Genomic DNA, 20,528 nt, shown 5'->3' with positions numbered 1-20,528 from the left:
CGCAGCTGCATCCGCCCTTTTCAAGCGCGCATTGATGTATGTCAATTTTGGATGGATTATCTGAATTCATTCATATAGCATATAAACGATGGAGACGCGGGACCTTCAGACTTTTCTGGCCGTTGCCGAAACAGGAAGCATCACCAAAGCGGCGGTGCTGCTGGAGCGCTCACAGCCGTCCGTCACCCGCACCATCCAGGAGCTTGAAGCAAAGCTCGGCTTTTCACTTCTCCAGCGCGCCGGCCGGCGTGTCATGCTGTCGGACGAGGGCATTGCCTTTGAAGAAGAAGCCCGGCGCGTTCTCAACTCCCTCACCGGTCTGGCTGCGCGTGCCCGCGCGATCGCCTCGGGCCGTGGCCGCACATTGCAGGTGGCGGCGACATCCGCCATTGCCACCGGCGTCATTCCCTCCGCGCTGTCCCAATTCGCCGTCGAGAAACTGCCGCCTGAAATCCAAATCGCACAATATCTGCCCAACCGGGTTGCGCAGGAAGTGGGTTCCGGCGGCGCCGAGCTCGGCTTTTCCAGCATGCCGCTGGATGTGCCTGGTCTTGAGGTCGTGCGCCTTTATTGCGCCAACGACGTCGCCGCTCTGCCGGAAGATGATCCGCTTGCCGACTATGACGTTGTGCCGCTATCAGCCTTCGCCGGCCGCCGCTTCGTTACCATGCTCGACCCGGGCCGCTTCCAGCGCCAGGTTTCGCAGAGGATGGAGGCGCATGGTGTCACGCCGGGTCCGCTGATCCGCACCAATGTTTCCTATTCGGCGCTCCGGCTTGTTCAAAATACCGGCGTCGTGTCCATCATCGATCCGGTTAGCGCCTACGGTGTTCAACTGCCCGGTGTCGTGATCCGGCCGATCGACGTTGCCGTCCCGTTTTACTGGGGCGCCGTCACCGCATCATCACGCCCGCTGCGCCCGCTCGTCACCGAGATGATCGAAGCCGTCGAAGCAGAAGCGCTTCGTCTCATTCCCGACCTGCAGATACTCGACCCTGCTCGCAGTGCGCAGACCATAGACCGGATTGTTTCGGACGACCCGGTCTCCCACCGAGGATCAGAATGACCAGTCAGCCCCATACCGCGCCCGGAGCAGCGAACAGTCTGGAGGCGCTGGCGAAGCGCATCCGCTTCGATCTGGACTGCCTCAATCTCCCCTCGCCCAACTGGGTGCCTGAACGGCGGACCGAAACGGGCGAGAAGGTGCATGACGTGGTCGTCATCGGCGGGGGCATGTGCGGGTTGGTGGCAAGCTTCGCGCTCCGCACCGGCGGCATTCGCAACATGCGCATCTTCGACCGCAACCCGGAAGGGCTTGAAGGTCCATGGTTGACCTACGCCCGGATGGAGACGTTGCGTTCGCCCAAAACGCTGCCCGGTCCGGCCTTTGGGATGGGCGCGCTGACCTTCCGCGCATGGTACGAGGCGCAGTGGGGTGCGGACGCGTGGGAACGGCTCGACAAGATTCCCCGCCCCTTGTGGATGGACTATCTCATCTGGTACCGCAACGTTCTCGATCTCCCCGTCGAGAACGAGGTGGAAGTCACCAGCGTCACGCCGGAGGGTGAATTCCTGCGGCTGGAGCTGCGCGGCGCGGGCGCAGAGGAAAGCTCCGTCCTCACCCGCAAGTTCGTCATGGCAACTGGCCGAGACGGCACTGGCCACCCCAACATCCCAGATTTTGTTTCTGGTCTGCCGAAACACCTATGGGCCCATTCTTCCGAAGACATCAATTTCCCTTCGCTCAAGGACAAACGCGTTGTCGTGATCGGCGTCGGCGCCTCGGCGGTGGACAATTCGGCCGAAGCGCTGGAAGCCGGCGCAAGGGAAGTGCGCCACCTCATCCGCCGCCGCGAAATGCCCACCATCAACAAGATGATGGGCATCGGCTCCTTCGGCTTCACATCGGGCTATGCCGCACTGCCGGACGAATGGCGCTGGCGCTTCATGCAGTATTCCTTCGCCACGCAGACGCCCTCGCCACGCGGTTCGACCATGCGCGTCAGCCGGCATGAGAATGCCTTCTTCCATTTCGGGCAGGGCATAGAACGCGTCTGGAACGACGGCGACGAGGTGGTCATCGAAACCACCGCCGGCAAGACCGTACGCACCGACTATCTCATCCTCGGCACCGGTTTCACCGTCGATCCGCTGGCCCGCGCCGAGCTCGGCGATGCTGCTGGCGAGATCCTGCTTTGGCGCGACCGCTATACGCCGCCGGCCGGCGAGGAAAGCCGCGAACTGGCGAACTTCCCCTACCTGAACGCCGATTTCTCTTTCCGCGAGCGCACGCCCGGTGCGGCCCCTTGGCTCTCCAGCATCTACTGTTTCAACTACGGTGCTTCCGCGAGCCTCGGCAAGGTTTCCGGCGACATTCCCGGCATCAGCGACGGCGCACGCTGGCTCGCCTATTCCCTCGCCGCAACGCTTTATGGCGAAGACGTCGAGACCCACTGGCAGGCGATGCTCAACTACGACAAACCCGAACTGCTTGGCGACGAATGGACCGAAACCGAGCTTGAAGACTGTGCCGCCATGGGCGCGCGCGAACCGACCTATCAGACTGGAGGCTGAACACCGCATGAGCGACCTTTCGCCCAACGACATCGTCATCGCACAGGCCGGGATCGGCGCAAACGGCTCCGTTCGCGAAGCGCTCGAAGGCCGTGCGGACATCATGGCCATGACGCAGGCAACGCATGATGCTGCCCTGAAGCCCAGCGACCCGGGCGGCCTCTCCCATGGAGAACGCGCCGCACTCGCCGCGCGCGTCGCCCGGCTCAACGAAGACGAGGCCCTTGCCGCGCATTACATGGCACTGCTCGAAGAAGCTGGCGCCGACGAAGCCGTCTCAGCGATGGCCGACCCGGCCCATGACAGCGCAGGGGATGCCCGACGGGCCGCGCTTCTCGCCTACACCGATCTCGTTTCCACGCATCCGCGAGACACGACACCGGAAGACATCGAAGCCCTGAAGAGCGCCGGCATTTCCGACGCCGACATTGTCCGGCTTTCCGAACTGAACGCATTCCTGGCCTATCAGATCCGTGTGATCGCTGGCCTCAAGCTGATGAAGGCGACAGCATGAGCACCATCATCCACGAGTTCACCACGAAGATCCCCGGCTGGCGCCCGCGTGTTAAACCCATCAAGCTGGACGAGGCCACGCCCGAACAGCTCGACGCTCTGAAGGTCACGCCTTCCAACACGAAGGTCTCCGACTATGTTCTGGTGCTCGCCAACGATGTCGAGACGCTGAAAGTCCGCACCCCGCTTTTCAACGCGATCATGTATAATCGCGGCGGCATGGGCCGTGCGGAGCGCGAATTGAGCGCCGTGGGTGCCTCGGTGGTCAATCGCTGCGTCTATTGCGCTGCCGTCCACGCAAGCCGGTACAACCAGCTCACCAAGGACGAGCAGGTGATGGAGGCCATCTTCGCCGACGGCGAGAAGGCCGAACTTGACGAACGCCAGAAGGCGATCTTCCTGTTTGCGGCAAAGCTGTCCAAAGCGCCGAGCGAGGCGACAGAAGAAGACATGCAGGCGCTGCGCGATGCGGGGCTCAAGGACGACGAGATTCTCGATCTCATTCTGTCCGCATCGCTGTTCGGGTGGGCGAACCGGCTGATGCACACGCTGGGCGATCCGGTGGTCGAGTAGAACTTTTTGGGGCTGATGTTTTGAGCAAGGTGAGAAACAATCTGCGTGTGGGCATCGCCGGGGCCGGAGCCATCGCCTTTGGTGCGGCAGCCTTCCTTGAGCATTCGGGCCACAGCCCGGTTCTCTGGTCGCCCTCGGGCGAACGCACAAAGAGACTGGCAGCGGGCGAACCGCTGGTCGCTACCGGTGCTGTCGAAGGCACGTTCCATCCGGGCGTTGCGCCATCGGCCGAAGCCCTCGTCGCCGATGCAGACGTGATCCTGATTGCCCTGCCCGGCTACGGCCACAAGCACGTCTTCGATGCGATCGCCCCCCATATCCGCTCCGATCAGGCGGTGATCATTTCCTCGCACGCCTCCTTCGGCGCGCTCTACCTGTCCAAGCTTCTGGCCGCGCGCGGCGTGACAGTCCCCATCGTCGCATGGGGCACCACCGCCACCACAGGCCGCCAGCCGAGCCTGGTGGAGGCCAGCGTCAACACCGTGCGGAGCAAGATCGATCTCTGCACGGTTCCTGAAAGCCGGGCCAGCGAAGGTCTGGAGCTTTGCCAGCGTCTTTTCGGCGACCGTTTCGTGGAGCGCGACGGACTGCTTGCCATTGCACTCAGCAATCTGAACCCGCAAAACCATATGGGCATCGCCCTTTGCAACATGACCCGCATGGAGCATGGCGAAACCTGGAGCCAGGGTTTCAACGTCACACCCAATGTGGGGCGGCTTCTCGAAGCGCTCGACCGTGAGCGGCTGGCCATTGCCGAGGCGCTTGGCCTTTCCGTGCGCACCATCTTCGAGCATTTCCACCTGTCTTTCCATGTGCCGCAGGACACCGTCTCGGCCATGAACCAGAAAATGCATGAGGAAGGCCGCGGCGGTACGGGTCCGGCAACGGCAGACAGCCGCTACGTGACCGAAGACGTGCCCTACGGCCTGCTCATGACGGTGAAGCTGGGCGAAATGACCGAATGTGACGCCAGTCTGCACCGATCCGGTGTGGAGATTTTCTCGGCCATGTACGGGCGCAATTTCTTTGCCGAGAACGAACTTCTGGGCGCTTTAGCACTGGACAGCATGACGCTCGATGACCTGAAGACCCTGTGTCGTGAGGGCTATCGCGCACAAACGGTACCCGCATAAGAACAGGGCGACAACAGGAGCCGTAAAGAGCTCCGACAGAACTGCGCAGAACGCGACGAACAGAAAACAACCGAAAGAGGGTTAGAACGATGACCAAATTCATCACCAACCGCAGGCAATTCATCAAGAGCAGCGCCGCCGGCGCCGCCCTTGTCGCTGCTCCCGCCTATCTCCGTTCCACTGCCGCGCGCGCCTCTGGCGTCGTCAATGTGTGGACCTACGCCAACTTCATTCCCGATGATTTCAAGGCCGAGTTCGAGAAGGACACGGGCATCGAGATCCAGATCCGCCTCGTGGACGATCAGGGCAAGCAGTTCAACCTGCTCGCCGCCGAAGCACCGAACCCGACTGCCGACATTGTCACGGTCGCCGGGCACCGTTTCCTTCAGTTCATCTCTTCCGATCTTTTGGCTCCGCTCGATACGGATCGCCTCAAGAACTGGGGCAACATCAATCCGATCTATTCAGAAAGCGACTGGGCCACGATCAACGGCAACAAATGGGGCGCGCCGATCCTTTCGGGTGCCGAAATCCTTGCCTACAACACCGAAGTCGTCAGCGAAGACGAAGTGAAGAGCTGGGACGTTCTCTTCTCGGACAAGTACAGCGGCCAGACGGCCTACACCATTCAGGACATGATGTCCGTCGTGATGCTCTACAAGGGCTATGATGGCAACATGGTCGCCTATATGGACGATCCGGAGAAGGCTGCGGCGGTCGTTGCGGAAGCGCGCGACTTCCTGATCGAGAAGAAGCCGCTCGTGCGCAAATATTACGACGCAGGCGCAGAAGTGCAGCAGATGTTCATCAATCAGGACATCGTCCTAGCTCACGCCTGGAACGGCCCGATCGCCAAGCTCATCACCGATGGCTTCCCGGTCGACATGACCATTCCGAAGGAAGGCACCTATGGCTTTGTCTACACGCTGAACGTCGCCAACAACGCTCCCAATTCCGACAATGCCTATGCGCTTCTCGATGCGCTGCTGGCCAACCCTGAAGTGGGTGCCAAGATGACCCAGTCGTCGGGCTTCATCTCCACCTACAAGGGCGCCGACCAGTATCTCTCGGACATCGAGAAAAAGGCATCGTCCTTCACGGAAGAGGAACTGGCCGGTCTGCAGTTCTTCCGCGCCGAGGCCAACGACATGAAATACAAGCTCGTCGACCCGGCAGTGGAGCAGATCAAGGCCGCCTGATGGCCAAAACGCCGGGCGGGCAACCCTCGCCCGGCAGGTCTTAAACCTTCGTCGTGCCGCTGGGTTCATCACACCCCGGACAGCGCGCAATGAAAAATACGAGCAACCGTCTCAATGGCCCACGCAGATACCGACAGGGCAGACCTTCGAAAGTCGACCGCGCCGGATGGCAGGATGACCTTTTGGGGAGCACTGCTGCAGAACGGCGCTTATCAGGCCGTCGCCAACACGCTGTTCAAGTCGCAGCGCCGCCAGTTCTGGATTCTGGCGAGCCTGCCGCTCTTCTGGATATTCTTTGCCAACCTCGGCCCCATCGTCGAGATGTTCTGGATCGGATTTCTGGACTCTTATCCGCCGAAAGTGGGTCATGAGCCGCAGTTCACGCTCGCGAACTGGGCAGCGTTCTTTCAGGACCGGGTGTTCATCATCCCGTTCTTCCGCACACTGGCCTTCTCGTTCATCTTCACCGCGATCACGCTGCTCATCACCTATCCGGTGGCCTATTTTCTGGCCAAGCATGTAAGCCGCAAGAACCAGCTTCTGTTCCTGCTGCTCCTGCTCATTCCGTTCTGGGTGGGTGAGATCGTGCGCACCTACGCGATCATGATCCTGCTCGGCAACAACGGCGCGGTCAATCTGGCGCTCAAGTCGCTCGGGCTCATCGATCGACCCATACCGTTCATGTATACGGGCTTCTCGCTCGGTGTCGGCATTATCTATCTGACCGCGCTTTACATGCTTCTGCCGCTCTACTCGGCGCTGGAAAAGCTGCCAGACAATTATCTCGAAGCCGCAGCCGATCTCGGTGCGGGTGCGTGGACGCGCTTCCGCCGCATCACGCTGCCGCTTTCCAAAGAAGGCATCGCCTCGGGCTGCACCCTCGTCTTCCTGATTTCCACGGGCTATTACGCGACGCCGGTGCTGCTCGGCGGGCCACGCTCGACAGTCTTTGCTGAAACGATCGCCGGCTTCTTCCACGTCGCGGGCGATCAATGGCCCATGGGCGCCGCTTTTTCCTCGATCATGCTGATCGCGACGCTCGGCGTAACCGGCCTTTTCCTCAAGCTGATGGGCCGTGACGGAAAGGGGATGATGCGATGACCCGCAACACACGCATTTTGATGTCGGTCATCTACTGGGCCTTCATCGTATATCTCTTCGTGCCGCTGGCGCTCATGGTGACCATGGGCTTCAAGGATTCGAAGTTCATCGGTTTCCCGATCCGTTCCTGGACACTCGACTGGTACGCCACCGTCATACAGGACACGGAGGTCCTGTCGGTCTTCGGCTATTCCATGACCATCGCCATTGCGACCACGATCCTGTCCCTGATCATCGGCACATGGGTGGCGGTGTTTCTTGGCCCCAACCAGTTCCGCGGCAAGGCGATCATCTTCGCACTCGCCTGCCTGCCGGCGGTCATCCCCGGCATCATCTCGGCGATCGCGCTGCGCATCTTCGCCCGCCTGATCGACATCGAGCCGGGCATGTTCGCCATCATTCTGGGCCACACGGTGCACAATGTGCCCTTCGTCGCTCTGGTGGTGATGGCCCGCCTTTCAACCCAACCGAAAAGCCATATCGAGGCTGCGCGCGATCTGGGAGCCGACAGCATCGTCGCCTTCTTCCGCGTCACGCTGCCCTATTTGAAGCCCGCGCTGATCGGAGCCGGCATCTTCTGCATGCTCCTGTCCTTTGACGACTTTGTGCGCGCCTTCTTCCTCGGCGGTTACCAGCCGACGCTTCCGGTGCTGATCTTCGCCAAGCTGCGTTCGGGCATGTCGCCCGAAATCAACGCCATTTCCACCATCGTTCTCATCATGACCGCGATCCTCGGCCTCTGGGCCGAGCGTTCCATGCGGCGCCTGAACAAAGGGTCCTGACCATGACCGGCGAAAAGGACACCATCGTCCATATCGACAACGTCACCAAGCGCTTCGGCAATGTTGTCGCCGTGGATCAACTGGACATGAAGATCATGGCCGGCGAATTCGTCACCTTCCTCGGCCCCTCGGGCTGCGGCAAGTCGACGACCCTACGCATGCTGGGCGGCTTCGAAAACCCCACCGAGGGCCGGATCGTGCTTGATGGGGTCGATGTGACCCGCCTGCCCCCCAACCGGCGCGACGTCAATATGGTGTTTCAGGACTATGCGCTCTTCCCGCACATGACTGTGGGCCAAAACGTGTCCTTCGGGCTCGAACTCAAGGGAAAATCGCGCCCGGAGATCGAGCGTCGCATGGCGGAACTGCTCGACTTCCTGCAGCTTTCCGGCTTCCGCGATCGCACGCCGGATCAGCTCTCCGGCGGCCAGCGCCAGCGCGTCGCGCTTGCCCGCGCGCTCGCTCCCGACCCGAAACTCCTGCTGCTCGACGAGCCGCTCGGTGCACTCGATGCCAAGCTGCGCGGTCAGGTCCAGATCGAACTGAAAGACATTCAGAAGCGCACCGGCAAGACCTTCTTCTTCGTCACCCACGACCAGGAAGAAGCACTCACCATGTCCGACCGCATTGTCGTCATGAATGCGGGCCGCGTGGAACAGGACGGTACGCCTGAAGATCTCTATTTCCGCCCCGAAAGCCGTTTCGTCGCCGAGTTCATCGGCGAAACGAATTTGATCAACGGCACCGTTCGCGGGGTTGAGGAGAATGCCGTCGTTCTTGACTGGAACGGCCTTTCCATTCGCGGCTCGGGCCACGGTCACCGTCCGGCCGAGGGCCAGAACGTCACCGCCTCTCTGCGCCTGGAAAACGTGAACTGCCACAACAAGAAGCCCGCCAATCAGAACGCGATCGAAGGCAGGGTGGTGAGCAAGCTATTCAAAGGCAGCCGCACCTCGCTGGATATCCGCGTCGGTGAACGCGAAGACAGTGTCATCCGCGCCTATATGGATGCGGGCAAGGCCGCCGAAATTGCGAATGAGCAGCTCTGGATCAGTTGGGAGTCGGAACGGCTTACCGTTCTGCGCGACTGAATTTTTGGCGCCGTGATGAAGCGGCGCGCCTCATTCGGTTTCGGGTTGCCCGATCCATGTCTCAAACTCATTGAGCTGGGCAAAAGTTGCCGGGCGCAGCTTTCCCCATTTGGAGGCATCGGAAACCAGAAATCTCCGCTGCGACCGCGCCATCGCCGCGCGTTTGACGGAAACCTCATGAAAGTGAAAGCAGGTCACGCCTTCGCTTTCATGGATTCCGGCGGCGGAGAAAAAGCCTTTGGTGATGTTGATTTCCCGCAGCATGCCAAGCGCGGTGTCAGAGCTGAAGCTTCCGCTCTCGGGATGATAGATTCCGGCCAGCAGGATCAGGGTCACGCCATCCAGCCGGGAGACCATCTCCGCGATGTTCATCGCCTGCGTCACGACCGTGACATTCGCATTCTGCGGAAGGCTCGCGGCAAGATATTGCAGCGTCGATCCACAATCCACGAAGATCGTGTCTTCCGGTTCGACCAAAGCCGCTGCCCGACGCGCCACCTGCGTTTTGGCCTGCGTGTTCGTGCCCTGAGCATGCGACAAGGAATAGCGCTCTCCATTTTCGTTGGCCGACATGATGTAGCCGCCCAGACACAGAATGCCGTTTTCGCCATCCCCCAGATCTCGCCGGATCGTTATCTCGGAAGTGTTGAGCTCCTGCGCGGCTTCGGCGATGTGCAAAATCGTGCCGGAGGCACAGAGCTTCTTTAAAGCCTCGATACGCGCCGCTCGTCCGGAAGGTCTCGCCACATGATTCTCCTGGCCATTTGGTTCGAGCGATACTCCATCGCCAGGCCACTTGTGTGCAAGTTTGGTCATTCGCTTACAAGGGCTGCGGGTTATGATTGAATATGATCATATTGAAGTGAATGGATCAATATTATGACAAGGTAATGAGCTGATTCGTTCAATATGAGTCCTGGCCGCACGTGTCCGCGCGTTCTCGGGATCGAGCAGGGGGGACACGTCAATGAATGCTCTGCTCACCGCAGCATCTATCGCCCTGTCCCCTTTTTGGGCACATCAGCGCTCGCAGAACAGATCGTGGATACATCCAAGCTCAACAATGAGCTGATCGCCACGAAAGACGACGAGAAATACACGATCGCGACCGTCGTGAAGGTCGACAGCATTGCCTGGTTCGACCGCATGCGCGACGGTGTCGAGCAGTTCAACGCCGATACCGGCCGCGAAGGAACTCAACGTCGCAGATCTCGAAAGCCTCGGATTCCTCGTGCCAAATGAGAGCGAATTCTTCCTCCTCTCAGGCATGCCGACTGGTACCGAAGATGAAATCCTTGCCGCTGCCCGCAGCCTCATCGAAAAAGGCATCTGCACGATCATCGTCACGCCTGGGCGCGGGGCGCACGTCTCGTCACCCCAGATCGATTTGCTTCCATCGAGCCGGTTCGTGTGACCCAGGTAAACACGACCGGTGCGGGCGATGCCTTCATCGACTCCTTCGCACATTTCCTCGCAGCAACGGGAGACACGGAACAGGCGCTCAATCGCGCGGCCCGCTACGCGGCCTATTCTGCAGGCTGGCGCGGCACGCAGAAATCCTACGCTTCAGCAGCCGAGTTCAAGCGTCCTGCAAGGTGTTTGCCAGCTAAAGGCGCTGGTATTCCACACCCCGCGCCCTTGCAAGGGAGAGCCTCAGCCGGTCGTCCGAAAGGCGGTCAAGGCAAATGCGCCGGCCATTGGCTTCAAACAGCCATCGGCCATTCCCGAGCGGAGTCATGGGCGCCGCGCATTTGCGCGGACCCCCTCCCCAATTGAGAACCCGTCCCCGGATCTGCAAGAATGCACCATCGCTGATCCAGTTTCCGTCGAGATCAGGCACCGCCTGATCGTCCCGGGCGGGAAGAAGACGTACCGGGCGGTGAAACAGCGTCCCGGTCAGAGCCCCCTCGGCAAAGCGCAACCGCATGTCCGATTGTGCCGCCCTGGAAACAAACCAGCCGTCGTCACCCTCAAACAGCTTTTCTTCCGCGTCGCGGACGATGATCGACCCTGGCCGAACCTCGGCCCATAGCGCCCCCCCCGCAGCCACATACAAACCCGGAGGTGCCCATTCCCCTGCGGGCTTCGGCAAGGTGCCCGGCGCGACCCCGCAAAGCGCCGCCCAGACATGGGCAATCAGCCCGGTGGCATCGGCATCATCCCGGTTTGTGAGCGCGACGAGCACAGTTCCATCCTCGGGGTCACAAAGAAAACCCGCACGATACCCGGCCTGCGCGCCGCCATGGCCCGGCACCGCCATACCGCCAATTCGTGCCAAGCTTATTCCAAGACCGTAGCCCGTTGCCTCTCCCGAGCCCAGCGGCATGGGCCGGGCAATACGGTTGAAAATCGCGCGGGGCATCAGATCACCAAGCCAGCGTGCAAGGTCCATCGCCGATCCGGAAAGCGAGCCGGCAGCTGAAAGATGCATGCCCTGGAACCCCTCAGACCAGCCATCGGCCTCGGGTACATGCCCGGGCACCAGACCCGGCACCGGATCGGTCCAGTGTTCCGAGGTCCGCATGCCGATGCCGAGCCGCTCTGCATGTGCAGCGACCATTTCGGAGAAAACAAAACCCCGACGCGCCATTGCCACTTCCAGCAATCGATAGCCGCCATTCGAGTATGCGACCTCTGTGCCCGGCACCGCATTGAGCCAATCGCAACCGGCCATCCACTGATACAGCGCATCCGCCTCGGTGCGTTCATGGTTTCCCACACCGAGCAGGGTCAGGCACTCGCGCGGATCCGGCAAGCCACCCTGCATGGCGAGCGCCTGGCCGACCGTCACCGCCGCAGGCGCGGTGGCCAGCTCGGGAAGTGCCTCGACCAAGGGCATCTCGAGAGCGAAGGTCTTCGATTCCAGAAGACAGGTGGCAAATACATGTTTCGTGATGGAAGCCCAGCGAAACACCGTGTCCGCATCGATCGGCCCGAGCCCTGCACCGCAATGCCCGGCGGCTGCGATCAGTTTCGGGGCGCCGTTCTGCATGCCGAGAACCACGCCCCCCGGCACGTTGCCCGACCACGCGTCGAGCCATTCATGTGCGGCCGCTTCGGCAGCCGACCAGTCGCGTTTCACCATTCCCGGCTCCCATCCACCGATACAATCCGACACAAGGTTGTTGCCGGGCGATGCCGTGTTCGGGATTCTATGTCAACGAAGGTTGTGGTTTGCCGGTAAACGATGACCGCCGCCTCTCAGGCGACTTCGGACTTCTGATCCCCAATGAACTCGCTCACAGGCTGCGGCCGGCCAATCAAATAGCCCTGTGCGAGATCGACACCAAGCTCCTCGAGCAGTCTCTTCTGTTCCACAGTTTCCACACCTTCAACGAGAACGGTGCGGCCAAGGCTTCGCAGAAGCTGAATCATCCCGGTGAGCATCCGCACATCGCGTGGGTGCCGCCCGTCGGGCAGAAAGCTGCGATCGATCTTGACGATATCCAGTTCAAAACGGCGCAGACAATCGATACCGGCATAACCGGTCCCGAAGTCATCAAGCCAGATTTGCACGCCGAGTTTTCGTAGCTGCTCAACCGTCTGCGCAGCCTGTGATTGCCCCAGTATGTCGCCTCTCTCGGAGAGTTCGAGCGCAAACTGAGCGGGTGCCAGCCCGTGACGCGCGAGCATCTCTGCGACGCGGAGCGCAAAGCCGGGAGCCTTGAGCTGGACCGCGGAGATATTCACGGCAATAACACCATCAAGCTTATAGCGCGCCACGTCGGCGCAGGCTTGCTCGAAAACCCATGCGCCCAGTTCGACAATCGCTCCGTTCTGCTCTGCAACCGGTATGAAGATGTCGGGCTTCACCAAGCGCCCGTTGTTGCCCTTAAGCCGCATCAAGGTCTCGTAGCCGATGATCTCCTCGGTGCCGAGTTGAATGATCGGCTGGTAGACGACTGATATGCACTGTCTTTCGATGGCATGCGCCAACAGGCCGGCCAGGCTTTCGCCCGAATGGTCCGCATCGATGATCTGCGGATCGTAAATAGTCACGCGGGAACGGCCAGTGAATTTCGAAATGTAGAGAGCGCGGTCGGCTTCCTGCAACACGTCCTGCAACTCACCGCCACCATTGGCCGATGCTTGAGACGCGCCCGCACTGATCGTCACGATATCGACACCGTCCCCCCTGTCCGGATGATAGATCTCGAGGTTTTCGACCACACGGCAGAATTCCTCCGCCAGACTTCGTAATTCGTCAGGCCCGGATATCCGGCTCAGCACGAGGAATTCCTCCCCGCCATAACGCCCAACTATGGAACCATTGGCCTCTGCCGTCTCCTCCAGCGTCTGCGCCACGCGGATAAGGCAATCGTCGCCGGCCTGATGCCCGAGTCGGTCGTTGAACTTCTTGAAGTGGTCCACATCGATAAGTACCACACCAATCTCGTCTTCCTGTCCCGCACACGTTTCGTAAAGTTCGGAAAAGGCATTTGTGATCGCTCGGCGGTTGCGAAGTCCAGTCAGAGGATCCGTGTTGGCAATCCTGTGCAGTTCATCACCCTTCTTGGTCGCGGCATGAGCCTGCGACTTGGCCTGAAGAGCCTCGAGAAACGTCCAGTATCGCTCCACACCCAATCGCCATGAAAGATAAAGGGAAAAGACGAGGCAGTTGATGAAGAGCGCCGCGATCACGAGGCGGGACGTGAACTCGATCTCGAGCACGAGCAACGTCGCCGCCACGAAGACAGAAGCGATGATCGTCGACGAGATAGCCGACAATATGAAGCGGAAATTAAAGAATAGGTTGGCACCAAGCACAAACACGATGCCGAAGACGATAAAATGCGAAAGTGCCTGCTGATGCGCCGTGACAAGCGCAAGAAGCAACCACCCCACCGCTCCGGTGACGATGGCAGCGGCGGCGACAAGATGCATGGCAGCAAGTGAAGCGCCGCGACGAATCCCGAATTCAACCACCGCCAGGAATGAAATACCGATAGCACACCGGGCAAACACAAGTTGCCCTGCAATGTCGGGAAACAAAATCCAGTCGAAAACGCCGTAAGCCATGTAGCTGAGCACAGCAGCCCACATGCCCCAACGAACCACCAGACGCTGCTGGGCAGCGTCGTGCTGGAACAGCAATCGCATCAACTTGGGATCTACCAGTCCCGAACGAGGGCTCGAAAGCGCTTCCATTAGCTTTCGTGCAATATCCGCAGATAGTTGCATCGTGACCTTCCTTTGCAACGTATCCTTATTACACGGCAAACAATTAGGATGTCTTAACTCGACATCTTGGGCCTCTGCCACCGGTTGGAAACGACATTTTATGTCAACAATGCGTTAACGAGACCACGGGAAGCAGTCTTAGCTGCCGGCGAATCCTGGCAATCCTGACCCGCATAAGTTTTAGTCTAAATTGATTAAATTCTTTCGTAACGGGCTCGGTATGGGTATAGTGACCGAGACCAGCCAAGGGGACGGACAAGTGGCACAAGCCTCTCATTTGAAGCTTGACGAGCAGAGTTTGATTACATCTCAGCTCATCAAGAAACACGCGACAACGTCTGATGTTGCCGATTCCACAGAGCTGAAAGAGAAGATTGCTCAATTGGCGCTGATTCTCGATCTTGCACGGCAGGGTTTCGAAGCGGGCACGCCAGCGGGGCAGGTCGTCGATCGGCTTGCAGGCCGCCTGCACGAACTGCGTAATCAGGCATCGCCCGCCGTATGGCAGCAGCTCATTCCCCTGGCGCAGGAACACCCTGTTTCAGAATTTCTGAAACAGGATCCCTTTACGCGCTGGTCCTTTGAAAAGCCGCGCGGCTATTCCGGCGATGCCAGCCTGCTCGACATCTACTACAAGCATTCCAGCGCCGACGAGATCGTGGCTTCCTCAACGGAACTCGGCCGCGAAATCTACGCGTATACAAGCGAAGCGGCGAGCTCGGTGGCCGGCCGTGAGAGGCGCGATATACTGGCGCGCACAGTGGATGCCACTGCGGAGCGCGTCGAGAACGCAGAAGTTCTGGCCATAGCCTGCGGCCATCTTCGCGAAGCGGAACTGTCCAACGCCCTGGCCGGGAAAAAACTGAAGCGCTGGATCGGTCTCGATCAGGATCCGATCAGTGTCGGCACGGTCAACCGGGACCTGGCCGGAACCGGAGTCGAAGCCATCGACGGTTCGGTGAAAGGCATTCTTCGCCGCGCCTACAAACTCGGCACGTTTGATCTTGTCTATGCCTCGGGGCTCTACGATTATCTTCCGCGGGCTGTCGCCATCCGCCTCACGCAGCGCGCCATGGAGCTGGTCAAACCGGGCGGCGAATTCCTGTTCGCCAATTTCAGCGACGAGATCACGACTGATGGGTACATGGAAACGTTCATGGACTGGCCATTGATCCTGCGCGCGGACAAGGACATGCAGGACATAATCGATCGTGCGATCGACAAGAATCATGCTGACACCGAAGTCTTTTATGGCGGCAATCGCAACATCGTCTACGGCGTCATCCGCAAACACGCTGACTGAACGGCTGTCTCATTTTGCGGTTTGAGGCGTCAGAGCAGCGGCTCGGACGCCACCAGACCCCTGGCAATGAGATCCGCCCATTCGGCTGCGTCTTCCTCAGACCCGATGAGATCATTGCGGATCTCGATTTCAACGCAGGGTATGCCGCGCCTTTCACCATGGACTGGCACGGCATAGTCCGTGGCGTCACTCACGGCATAGGGCTGGTTGCTCCCCACGCACAGATCCGTGTTCCGGCGAAACCATTCGAGCATCGCCGGTGACAGCGACTTGTCGCGATTGAACAGAATGCCGATTTCCCACGGACGGCTCTTACCCAGAAAAACAGGGGTGAACGAGTGGATCGTCACAAGCCTTGTCTTGCGCCCTTCCTGTTCGCGCTTGTCGAGCGCCTGTGAAACGGCGTTGTGGAAAGGCCAGAAAATCTCGTCTGCCCGCATTCTGCGCTCATCAGGTGAGAGAGTCCTGTTTGCCGGGACCACCGTTCCCTCGCTGGTTTCAGGCGTGAAGGTTTCCGCATCCGGTTGACGGTTGCAGTCGCACACGAGACGCGAATAGCGTTGCGTGTAGAGCGGTGCATTCAGGATGTCCGAAAGCGTCCTGGCAACCGAAAGCGCACCGATGTCCCAGGCGATGTGACGTGTGAGGTCCTTTTCGGAAAGCCCCATCGTGCCCAGATTTTCGGGGATCCTCCGCCCCGCATGCTCACAGATGATGAAGTAGTCTGAGGCCGCGCTTTCATTGAACGTTTCAAGCGGGTGCGGCTCATGCGCCTTCAGGACCCCGTGGAGCGCGGTTTCATTCAGATCAGACACGCAGATGCCTCCCAAGAGATTTGTATGAAATCGTACAAATCCATTTGTTTCATTGCAAGATGTATCTTTTTGTTGACGCTGGTCCCGCAGCCGCCATATCGTTGGGCCAACAACAAGGGAGCAGATTTGCCGTGAGTGACACGCCGGTTATCGAGGCCTTGGGCCTTGCGAAACGGTTTGGCGGGCTCTTGGCCGTCGATGGATATGATTTGCGGCTCGGCAGGGGAGATCTTGTCGGGCTTATTGGACCGAACGGAGCGGGCAAGACAACGGCGTTTAATCTTCTGACCGGTGTGCTCAAACCTTCAGCCGGGAGCATTTCTGTCTCGGGAAAGGATATGACAGGGCAGCCGCCTCACCGGATGGCCCACGCCGGCCTTGCCCGAACATTTCAAAACATTCGCCTGTTCGAGGATCTGAGCGTGCTCGAGAATGTCATGTGCGGTGGTCACATGCGCCACTCGGCGAGCACGCTGGCAACCATGTTTCAACTACCGTCCTTCTGGCGCTCGGAAGAGACGCTGCGTCAGATGAGCCGCGACATCGTTGATCGGATTGGCCTGAGCGCCTTTGCGCAGCAGCGAGCGGGCGACCTTTCCTATGGCGACCAGCGGCGAGTCGAGATTGGGCGCGCCCTCGCCGGAGAACCCGCAGCACTGCTTCTTGACGAGCCTGCAGCAGGGCTGAACCCTTCCGAAACGAGTAATCTCGTCTCCTTCATTCGTCAGGTCAATGCGGAATTCGGCATAGCCATCCTGGTGGTGGAACACGATATGCATCTGGTCATGGGGCTGTGTGACCGCATTCAGGTTCTGAACCGCGGCAAACTCATAGCAGAAGGCTCCCCGCAGGAGGTTCAGAAGGATCCGGCGGTCATCGAGGCCTATCTCGGCACCGGACGCAAGGAGAAGACCCATGCTTGAGGTGCGCGATCTCAATGTCTATCGCGGCGCGACCCATGTGCTGAAAGGTGTATCTTTCGATGTACGACAAGGCCAGCTCGCGGCTTTGATCGGCGCCAATGGCGCAGGCAAATCGACCACGCTTCTCACGCTCTCGGGCCTTCTGCGCCCGCGTTCGGGCAGCGCTTTGCTGCACACCGAAGGTGAGACGTTGGATCTTACCCGGCTGTCATCGGAGAAGATCGTGCGCGCTGGTCTGATCCACTGCCCGGAAGGACGGCAGATTTTCCAGTCGCTCAGCGTCGCCGAAAACCTCGACATGGGTGCCTACGCGCAGCGAGACCGCGCAGAGGTGCGCCGCACGATGGAGGAGGTACACACGCTCTTCCCCATTCTGGCAGAGCGGGCCAATGTCGCTGCTGGCTCACTTTCAGGCGGGGAGCAGATGATGGTGGCCATTGGGAGAGCGCTCCTTGCCAAGCCAAAGATGCTGTTGCTCGACGAGCCATCCCTCGGACTTGCGCCCCTGGTCGTCGAGACGATTTTTGACGTTATCCAACGGTTGAAATCCACCGGCGTCACCATCCTCCTGATCGAACAGAATGCAGCCATGGCGCTTGAGATTGCCGACAGCGCCTATGTCATGGAAAACGGAAACATCGTCTTGTCGGGAACCGGTAAAGAACTCGCCAGCAATGACCGTGTACGCCAGTCCTATCTGGGGGTAGCGGCATGAGCCAGTATCTGTTTCAGCAGATTATCAACGGGCTGGCGCTTGGCAGTCTCTACGCCCTTGTCGCCATCGGCTTTTCGATGATCTACGGCATCGTTCGGCTGATCAATTTCGCCCATGGCGATCTCGTGATGATCGGTGCTTTCTCTACTCTGGCACTCGTAACCGCCGGTGTGCCCTGGCCGCTGATTCTCGTTTTCGTTCTCGCAATCGGCGCCATCGCCGGCATGACCATTGAAACCATCGTCTTCCGCCCAATACGCGGCTCGAGCCAGGTGACGGGCTTTATCGCGACCCTCGCAGTCTCCATTGCCATTCAAAACAGCGCGCTGATGATCCTCTCTGGGCAGCCGAGGAATTTCCTCTTCCCCGCCTTCATGCGTCAGCGGGTGGGTTTCGGCGGTGTGAACGCATCGCTGACGGACATCGCCATCATCGTTCTGACGCTTTTTCTCATCGGCGGCCTGTTCCTCGTGGTCTATCGAACGCGGCTCGGGAGAGCGATGCGCGCAACCGCCGAGAACCTGACGGCAGCCCGTCTGATGGGCGTTGCGGTGAACCGAACCATCCTCGCAGCCTTCGCCATTGGCAGCGCGCTTGCCGCTGTTTCGGGCCTTTTCTGGGGTGGCAAATTCGGGCAGATCGATCCGCTTCTCGGCTTCGTGCCGGGCCTCAAGGCTTTTGTCGCCTGCGTGATTGGCGGTGTCGGATCGATCGGCGGAGCAATGATGGGCGGGTATATTCTCGGTCTTTCGGAAGTTCTGTTCGTCGGCCTTCTGCCGCAGGAATTCTCCGGCTATCGGGATACATTCGTCTTCCTGCTTTTGATCGTGATCCTGCTGGTTCGCCCCTCCGGCCTGTTCGTTCGCCAGACCGAGGAGCGCGCCTGACATGCAGACCAGCCCGCAGACCACATCCGTGACGGAAACCGCATCGGCTCCGGCAACGCCCCGCAGCGGCTTCGTTGCTGCCATTGTGACCGTCATTGCAGCCGCTGCGGCTGTCTGGGCCGCGCAGCAGGGGCTGAACAGTTATCTCGTCACACTGCTCGCGCTTCTGTTCATCAATGCGGCGCTCGCCGTCTCCCTGACACTGACCAATGGTCTCACCGGACTGTTCTCGCTCGGGCATCCCGCGTTTATGACGATTGGAGCCTATGTGGCCGCGATTCTGACCTTCTCTGCGCGGCGCAAGGGATCGATGCTGCCGGGACTGCCCGACTGGCTGGCTTCGACGGAACTTTCCATGTTCCCTGCCCTGCTGATCGCGGGCCTGGTCGGTGGACTGGTGGCGCTGGCCATCGGCTGGGCCGTGTTGCGTCTCAAGGGGCACTATCTCGCGGTTGCAACGCTGGGGCTCATCATCGTTGTGCAGGGTCTCGCCACCAATTGGGATGGCATCACGCGTGGCGGCGCGGGCCTCAGTGGCCTGCCGCGTCATGTGAACATCTGGTGGGCGCTGGGCTTCCTTGTCATCGTTGTCGCGATCACTTGGCGGATCAAATATTCCTCGCTCGGACGTGCGATGATGGCGGTGCGGGAGAATGAGCTCGCTGCCTCCTGCAGCGGCATCAATGCCGCGCGATTGAAGATCCTTGCCTTTGTGATCGGTGCCGTCATGGCGGCCATGGCAGGCGCTTTGCTGGCCCATCTCATCAGTGTGGTCACACCGAAAACCTATTCCGTCCTGCTTGCTTTCAACATCGTGGTGATGGTCGTGATCGGCGGATCGGGCAGCATCACCGGGGCAGTGGTTGCGGCAACGGCCATCACGGTTCTCTCCGAGGCGCTGCGCCCGGTGGAAGAAAGCATCGGCCTCTATGGCATGAGCCAGGTCATCGTCGCGCTCTGCTTGATCGTTGTTCTCTATCTCAAGCCGGGCGGGTTGTTCGGTAGCGGCGAACCCGCTTTCGTGCGGCGCCTCTTCAGCGGAAGGAAAACGCAATGAGCGCACCGCGCCAAAGGGATGTTTACGAGACGCGGGCGCAGCCGCTGCGCCCGGAGCGCGTCGGACTTCTGGTCATCGATGTCCAGAACTGGGTGATGGACGAGGCAAACCGCCAGCCGCGCCCCGAGTTCTACGACGCTGCCCGGAGTCAGGTCATTCCCAACATTGCAAGGCTCATAGATGCGTCCCGCACCCATGGCGTTGAAGTGATCTACACGGTGATGGAGAACTTCACCGAAGACGGACGCGACCGCAGTCTCGACTACAAGCTGTCGAACTTCTTCATTCCCAAGGGATCGTTGGATGCAAAGGTGATCGATGAGGTTGCCCCGCAAGGCGACGAGATGGTCATACCCAAAACCTCCTCGAGCCTCTTCAACTCGACAAACTTCGAGTATCTGATCCGCAATATAGGGCTCGACACGATCACCGTGACGGGGTTCCTGACCGATCAGTGTGTGGACCATACAATCCGCGACGGTGCCGATCGCGGTTTTCACATGATCTGCGTTTCCGATGGTTGCGCGACCGACACGCAGGCGCGGCATGACGCGGCGCTCAACGCGTTCAAGGGCTATTGCCGCATGGAGACCACGGACAGCCTGATTGCCGCGATGAAACGCGATTTCGCCTGAATTCGGCCGGCATTACACGCCCGTGCTAAAGGGGAGATGCTCTACA

Annotated in this window: 20 protein-coding genes and 2 pseudogenes; 18 read left to right on the top strand and 4 right to left on the bottom strand. The window is 59.9% G+C overall.

Annotation, left to right across the window (positions count from 1 at the left end):
- The first annotated feature begins 88 nt into the window (after positions 1–88).
- The 9 genes from KW403_RS18935 to KW403_RS18895 all read left to right on the top strand — a co-directional run bounded on the left by KW403_RS18935 (position 89) and on the right by KW403_RS18895 (position 8,966).
- Entirely contained in the window at positions 89–1,066 is a 978-nt protein-coding gene (locus KW403_RS18935; protein ID WP_223022789.1) for a LysR family transcriptional regulator, read from the top strand.
- Complete coding sequence (locus tag KW403_RS18930) at positions 1,063–2,574, top strand: NAD(P)-binding domain-containing protein (protein ID WP_223022788.1); 1,512 nt, start codon at positions 1,063–1,065, stop codon at positions 2,572–2,574. Before KW403_RS18935 ends, KW403_RS18930 begins: the two co-directional genes overlap by 4 nt.
- A 7-nt stretch (positions 2,575–2,581) precedes the next feature.
- Entirely contained in the window at positions 2,582–3,088 is a 507-nt protein-coding gene (locus KW403_RS18925) for a CMD domain-containing protein (RefSeq protein ID WP_223022787.1), read from the top strand.
- Positions 3,085–3,660 (top strand): peroxidase-related enzyme, encoded by a 576-nt coding sequence (locus KW403_RS18920; RefSeq protein WP_007010296.1) that lies wholly within the window; start codon positions 3,085–3,087, stop codon positions 3,658–3,660. Before KW403_RS18925 ends, KW403_RS18920 begins: the two co-directional genes overlap by 4 nt.
- Positions 3,661–3,701: 41 nt before the next feature.
- Positions 3,702–4,793 carry an NAD/NADP octopine/nopaline dehydrogenase family protein gene (locus KW403_RS18915; protein ID WP_223022866.1) on the top strand — a complete coding sequence of 364 codons (1,092 nt, stop codon included), beginning with the start codon at positions 3,702–3,704 and terminating at the stop codon, positions 4,791–4,793.
- Between the two features lie 89 nt (positions 4,794–4,882).
- Positions 4,883–5,992 (top strand): ABC transporter substrate-binding protein, encoded by a 1,110-nt coding sequence (locus KW403_RS18910; protein WP_090330116.1) that lies wholly within the window; start codon positions 4,883–4,885, stop codon positions 5,990–5,992.
- Between the two features lie 174 nt (positions 5,993–6,166).
- Entirely contained in the window at positions 6,167–7,093 is a 927-nt protein-coding gene (locus KW403_RS18905; RefSeq protein WP_052017439.1) for an ABC transporter permease, read from the top strand.
- Entirely contained in the window at positions 7,090–7,875 is a 786-nt protein-coding gene (locus KW403_RS18900) for an ABC transporter permease (RefSeq protein ID WP_223022786.1), read from the top strand. Before KW403_RS18905 ends, KW403_RS18900 begins: the two co-directional genes overlap by 4 nt.
- A gap of 2 nt (positions 7,876–7,877) precedes the next feature.
- The gene (locus KW403_RS18895) at positions 7,878–8,966 is read left to right on the top strand and encodes an ABC transporter ATP-binding protein (protein ID WP_223022785.1); all 1,089 of its coding nucleotides are present in this window, start codon (positions 7,878–7,880) and stop codon (positions 8,964–8,966) included.
- 30 nt (positions 8,967–8,996) lie between these two features.
- Here the strand turns inward: KW403_RS18895 and KW403_RS18890 are convergent, their stop codons facing one another.
- Positions 8,997–9,713: a DeoR/GlpR family DNA-binding transcription regulator gene (locus KW403_RS18890; RefSeq protein WP_223022784.1), complete on the bottom strand. Its 717-nt coding sequence runs from the start codon at positions 9,711–9,713 to the stop codon at positions 8,997–8,999.
- 220 nt (positions 9,714–9,933) lie between these two features.
- Here KW403_RS18890 and KW403_RS18885 point away from each other — a divergent pair.
- From KW403_RS18885 to KW403_RS19405, 3 genes and pseudogenes are all read left to right on the top strand, one after another.
- Positions 9,934–10,157: pseudogene (locus KW403_RS18885) on the top strand (autoinducer 2 ABC transporter substrate-binding protein); the annotation flags it as partial.
- A gap of 40 nt (positions 10,158–10,197) precedes the next feature.
- The gene (locus tag KW403_RS19410; protein ID WP_246637996.1) at positions 10,198–10,380 is read left to right on the top strand and encodes a hypothetical protein; all 183 of its coding nucleotides are present in this window, start codon (positions 10,198–10,200) and stop codon (positions 10,378–10,380) included.
- Positions 10,377–10,466: pseudogene (locus tag KW403_RS19405) on the top strand (hypothetical protein); the annotation flags it as partial. The gene KW403_RS19410 and the pseudogene KW403_RS19405, both read left to right, overlap by 4 nt.
- Before the next feature lie 106 nt (positions 10,467–10,572).
- On the opposite strand, the gene KW403_RS19400 reads toward KW403_RS19405, so the two are convergent.
- Both KW403_RS19400 and KW403_RS18875 read right to left on the bottom strand, forming a co-directional pair.
- On the bottom strand, positions 10,573–12,051 hold the full coding sequence (locus tag KW403_RS19400) for a serine hydrolase domain-containing protein (RefSeq protein ID WP_246637995.1): 1,479 nt from the start codon (positions 12,049–12,051) through the stop codon (positions 10,573–10,575).
- A 116-nt stretch (positions 12,052–12,167) separates the two neighbouring features.
- On the bottom strand, positions 12,168–14,147 hold the full coding sequence (locus tag KW403_RS18875; protein ID WP_223022783.1) for a putative bifunctional diguanylate cyclase/phosphodiesterase: 1,980 nt from the start codon (positions 14,145–14,147) through the stop codon (positions 12,168–12,170).
- A 220-nt stretch (positions 14,148–14,367) separates the two neighbouring features.
- Between KW403_RS18875 and KW403_RS18870 the strand changes: the two genes are divergently transcribed.
- Positions 14,368–15,450, top strand: coding sequence for a class I SAM-dependent methyltransferase (locus tag KW403_RS18870; RefSeq protein WP_378597098.1), 1,083 nt, complete (start codon positions 14,368–14,370; stop codon positions 15,448–15,450).
- Between the two features lie 29 nt (positions 15,451–15,479).
- Here KW403_RS18870 and KW403_RS18865 read toward each other — a convergent pair whose 3' ends face one another.
- Positions 15,480–16,265 (bottom strand): N-formylglutamate amidohydrolase, encoded by a 786-nt coding sequence (locus KW403_RS18865; protein WP_246637994.1) that lies wholly within the window; start codon positions 16,263–16,265, stop codon positions 15,480–15,482.
- Between the two features lie 131 nt (positions 16,266–16,396).
- Between KW403_RS18865 and KW403_RS18860 the strand changes: the two genes are divergently transcribed.
- From KW403_RS18860 to KW403_RS18840, 5 genes are read left to right on the top strand one after another with little or no spacing between them, the layout of a single operon-like run.
- Positions 16,397–17,188, top strand: coding sequence for an ABC transporter ATP-binding protein (locus KW403_RS18860; RefSeq protein WP_246637993.1), 792 nt, complete (start codon positions 16,397–16,399; stop codon positions 17,186–17,188).
- The gene (locus KW403_RS18855) at positions 17,181–17,903 is read left to right on the top strand and encodes an ABC transporter ATP-binding protein (protein WP_223022780.1); all 723 of its coding nucleotides are present in this window, start codon (positions 17,181–17,183) and stop codon (positions 17,901–17,903) included. Before KW403_RS18860 ends, KW403_RS18855 begins: the two co-directional genes overlap by 8 nt.
- The gene (locus tag KW403_RS18850) at positions 17,900–18,790 is read left to right on the top strand and encodes a branched-chain amino acid ABC transporter permease (protein WP_223022779.1); all 891 of its coding nucleotides are present in this window, start codon (positions 17,900–17,902) and stop codon (positions 18,788–18,790) included. The genes KW403_RS18855 and KW403_RS18850 overlap by 4 nt, the downstream gene beginning before the upstream one ends.
- 1 nt (position 18,791) lies before the next feature.
- A complete protein-coding gene (locus KW403_RS18845) occupies positions 18,792–19,847 on the top strand; it encodes a branched-chain amino acid ABC transporter permease (RefSeq protein WP_223022778.1) in 1,056 nt (351 codons plus the stop codon).
- Complete coding sequence (locus KW403_RS18840; RefSeq protein ID WP_223022777.1) at positions 19,844–20,482, top strand: cysteine hydrolase family protein; 639 nt, start codon at positions 19,844–19,846, stop codon at positions 20,480–20,482. The genes KW403_RS18845 and KW403_RS18840 overlap by 4 nt, the downstream gene beginning before the upstream one ends.
- The last annotated feature ends 46 nt before the right edge of the window (positions 20,483–20,528 follow it).

This window comes from Nitratireductor kimnyeongensis, assembly GCF_019891395.1.
GTDB lineage: Bacteria > Pseudomonadota > Alphaproteobacteria > Rhizobiales > Rhizobiaceae > Nitratireductor > Nitratireductor kimnyeongensis.
Note: the sequence above shows the minus strand (reverse complement) of the source record. Positions and strands in the feature narration are given on the sequence as shown.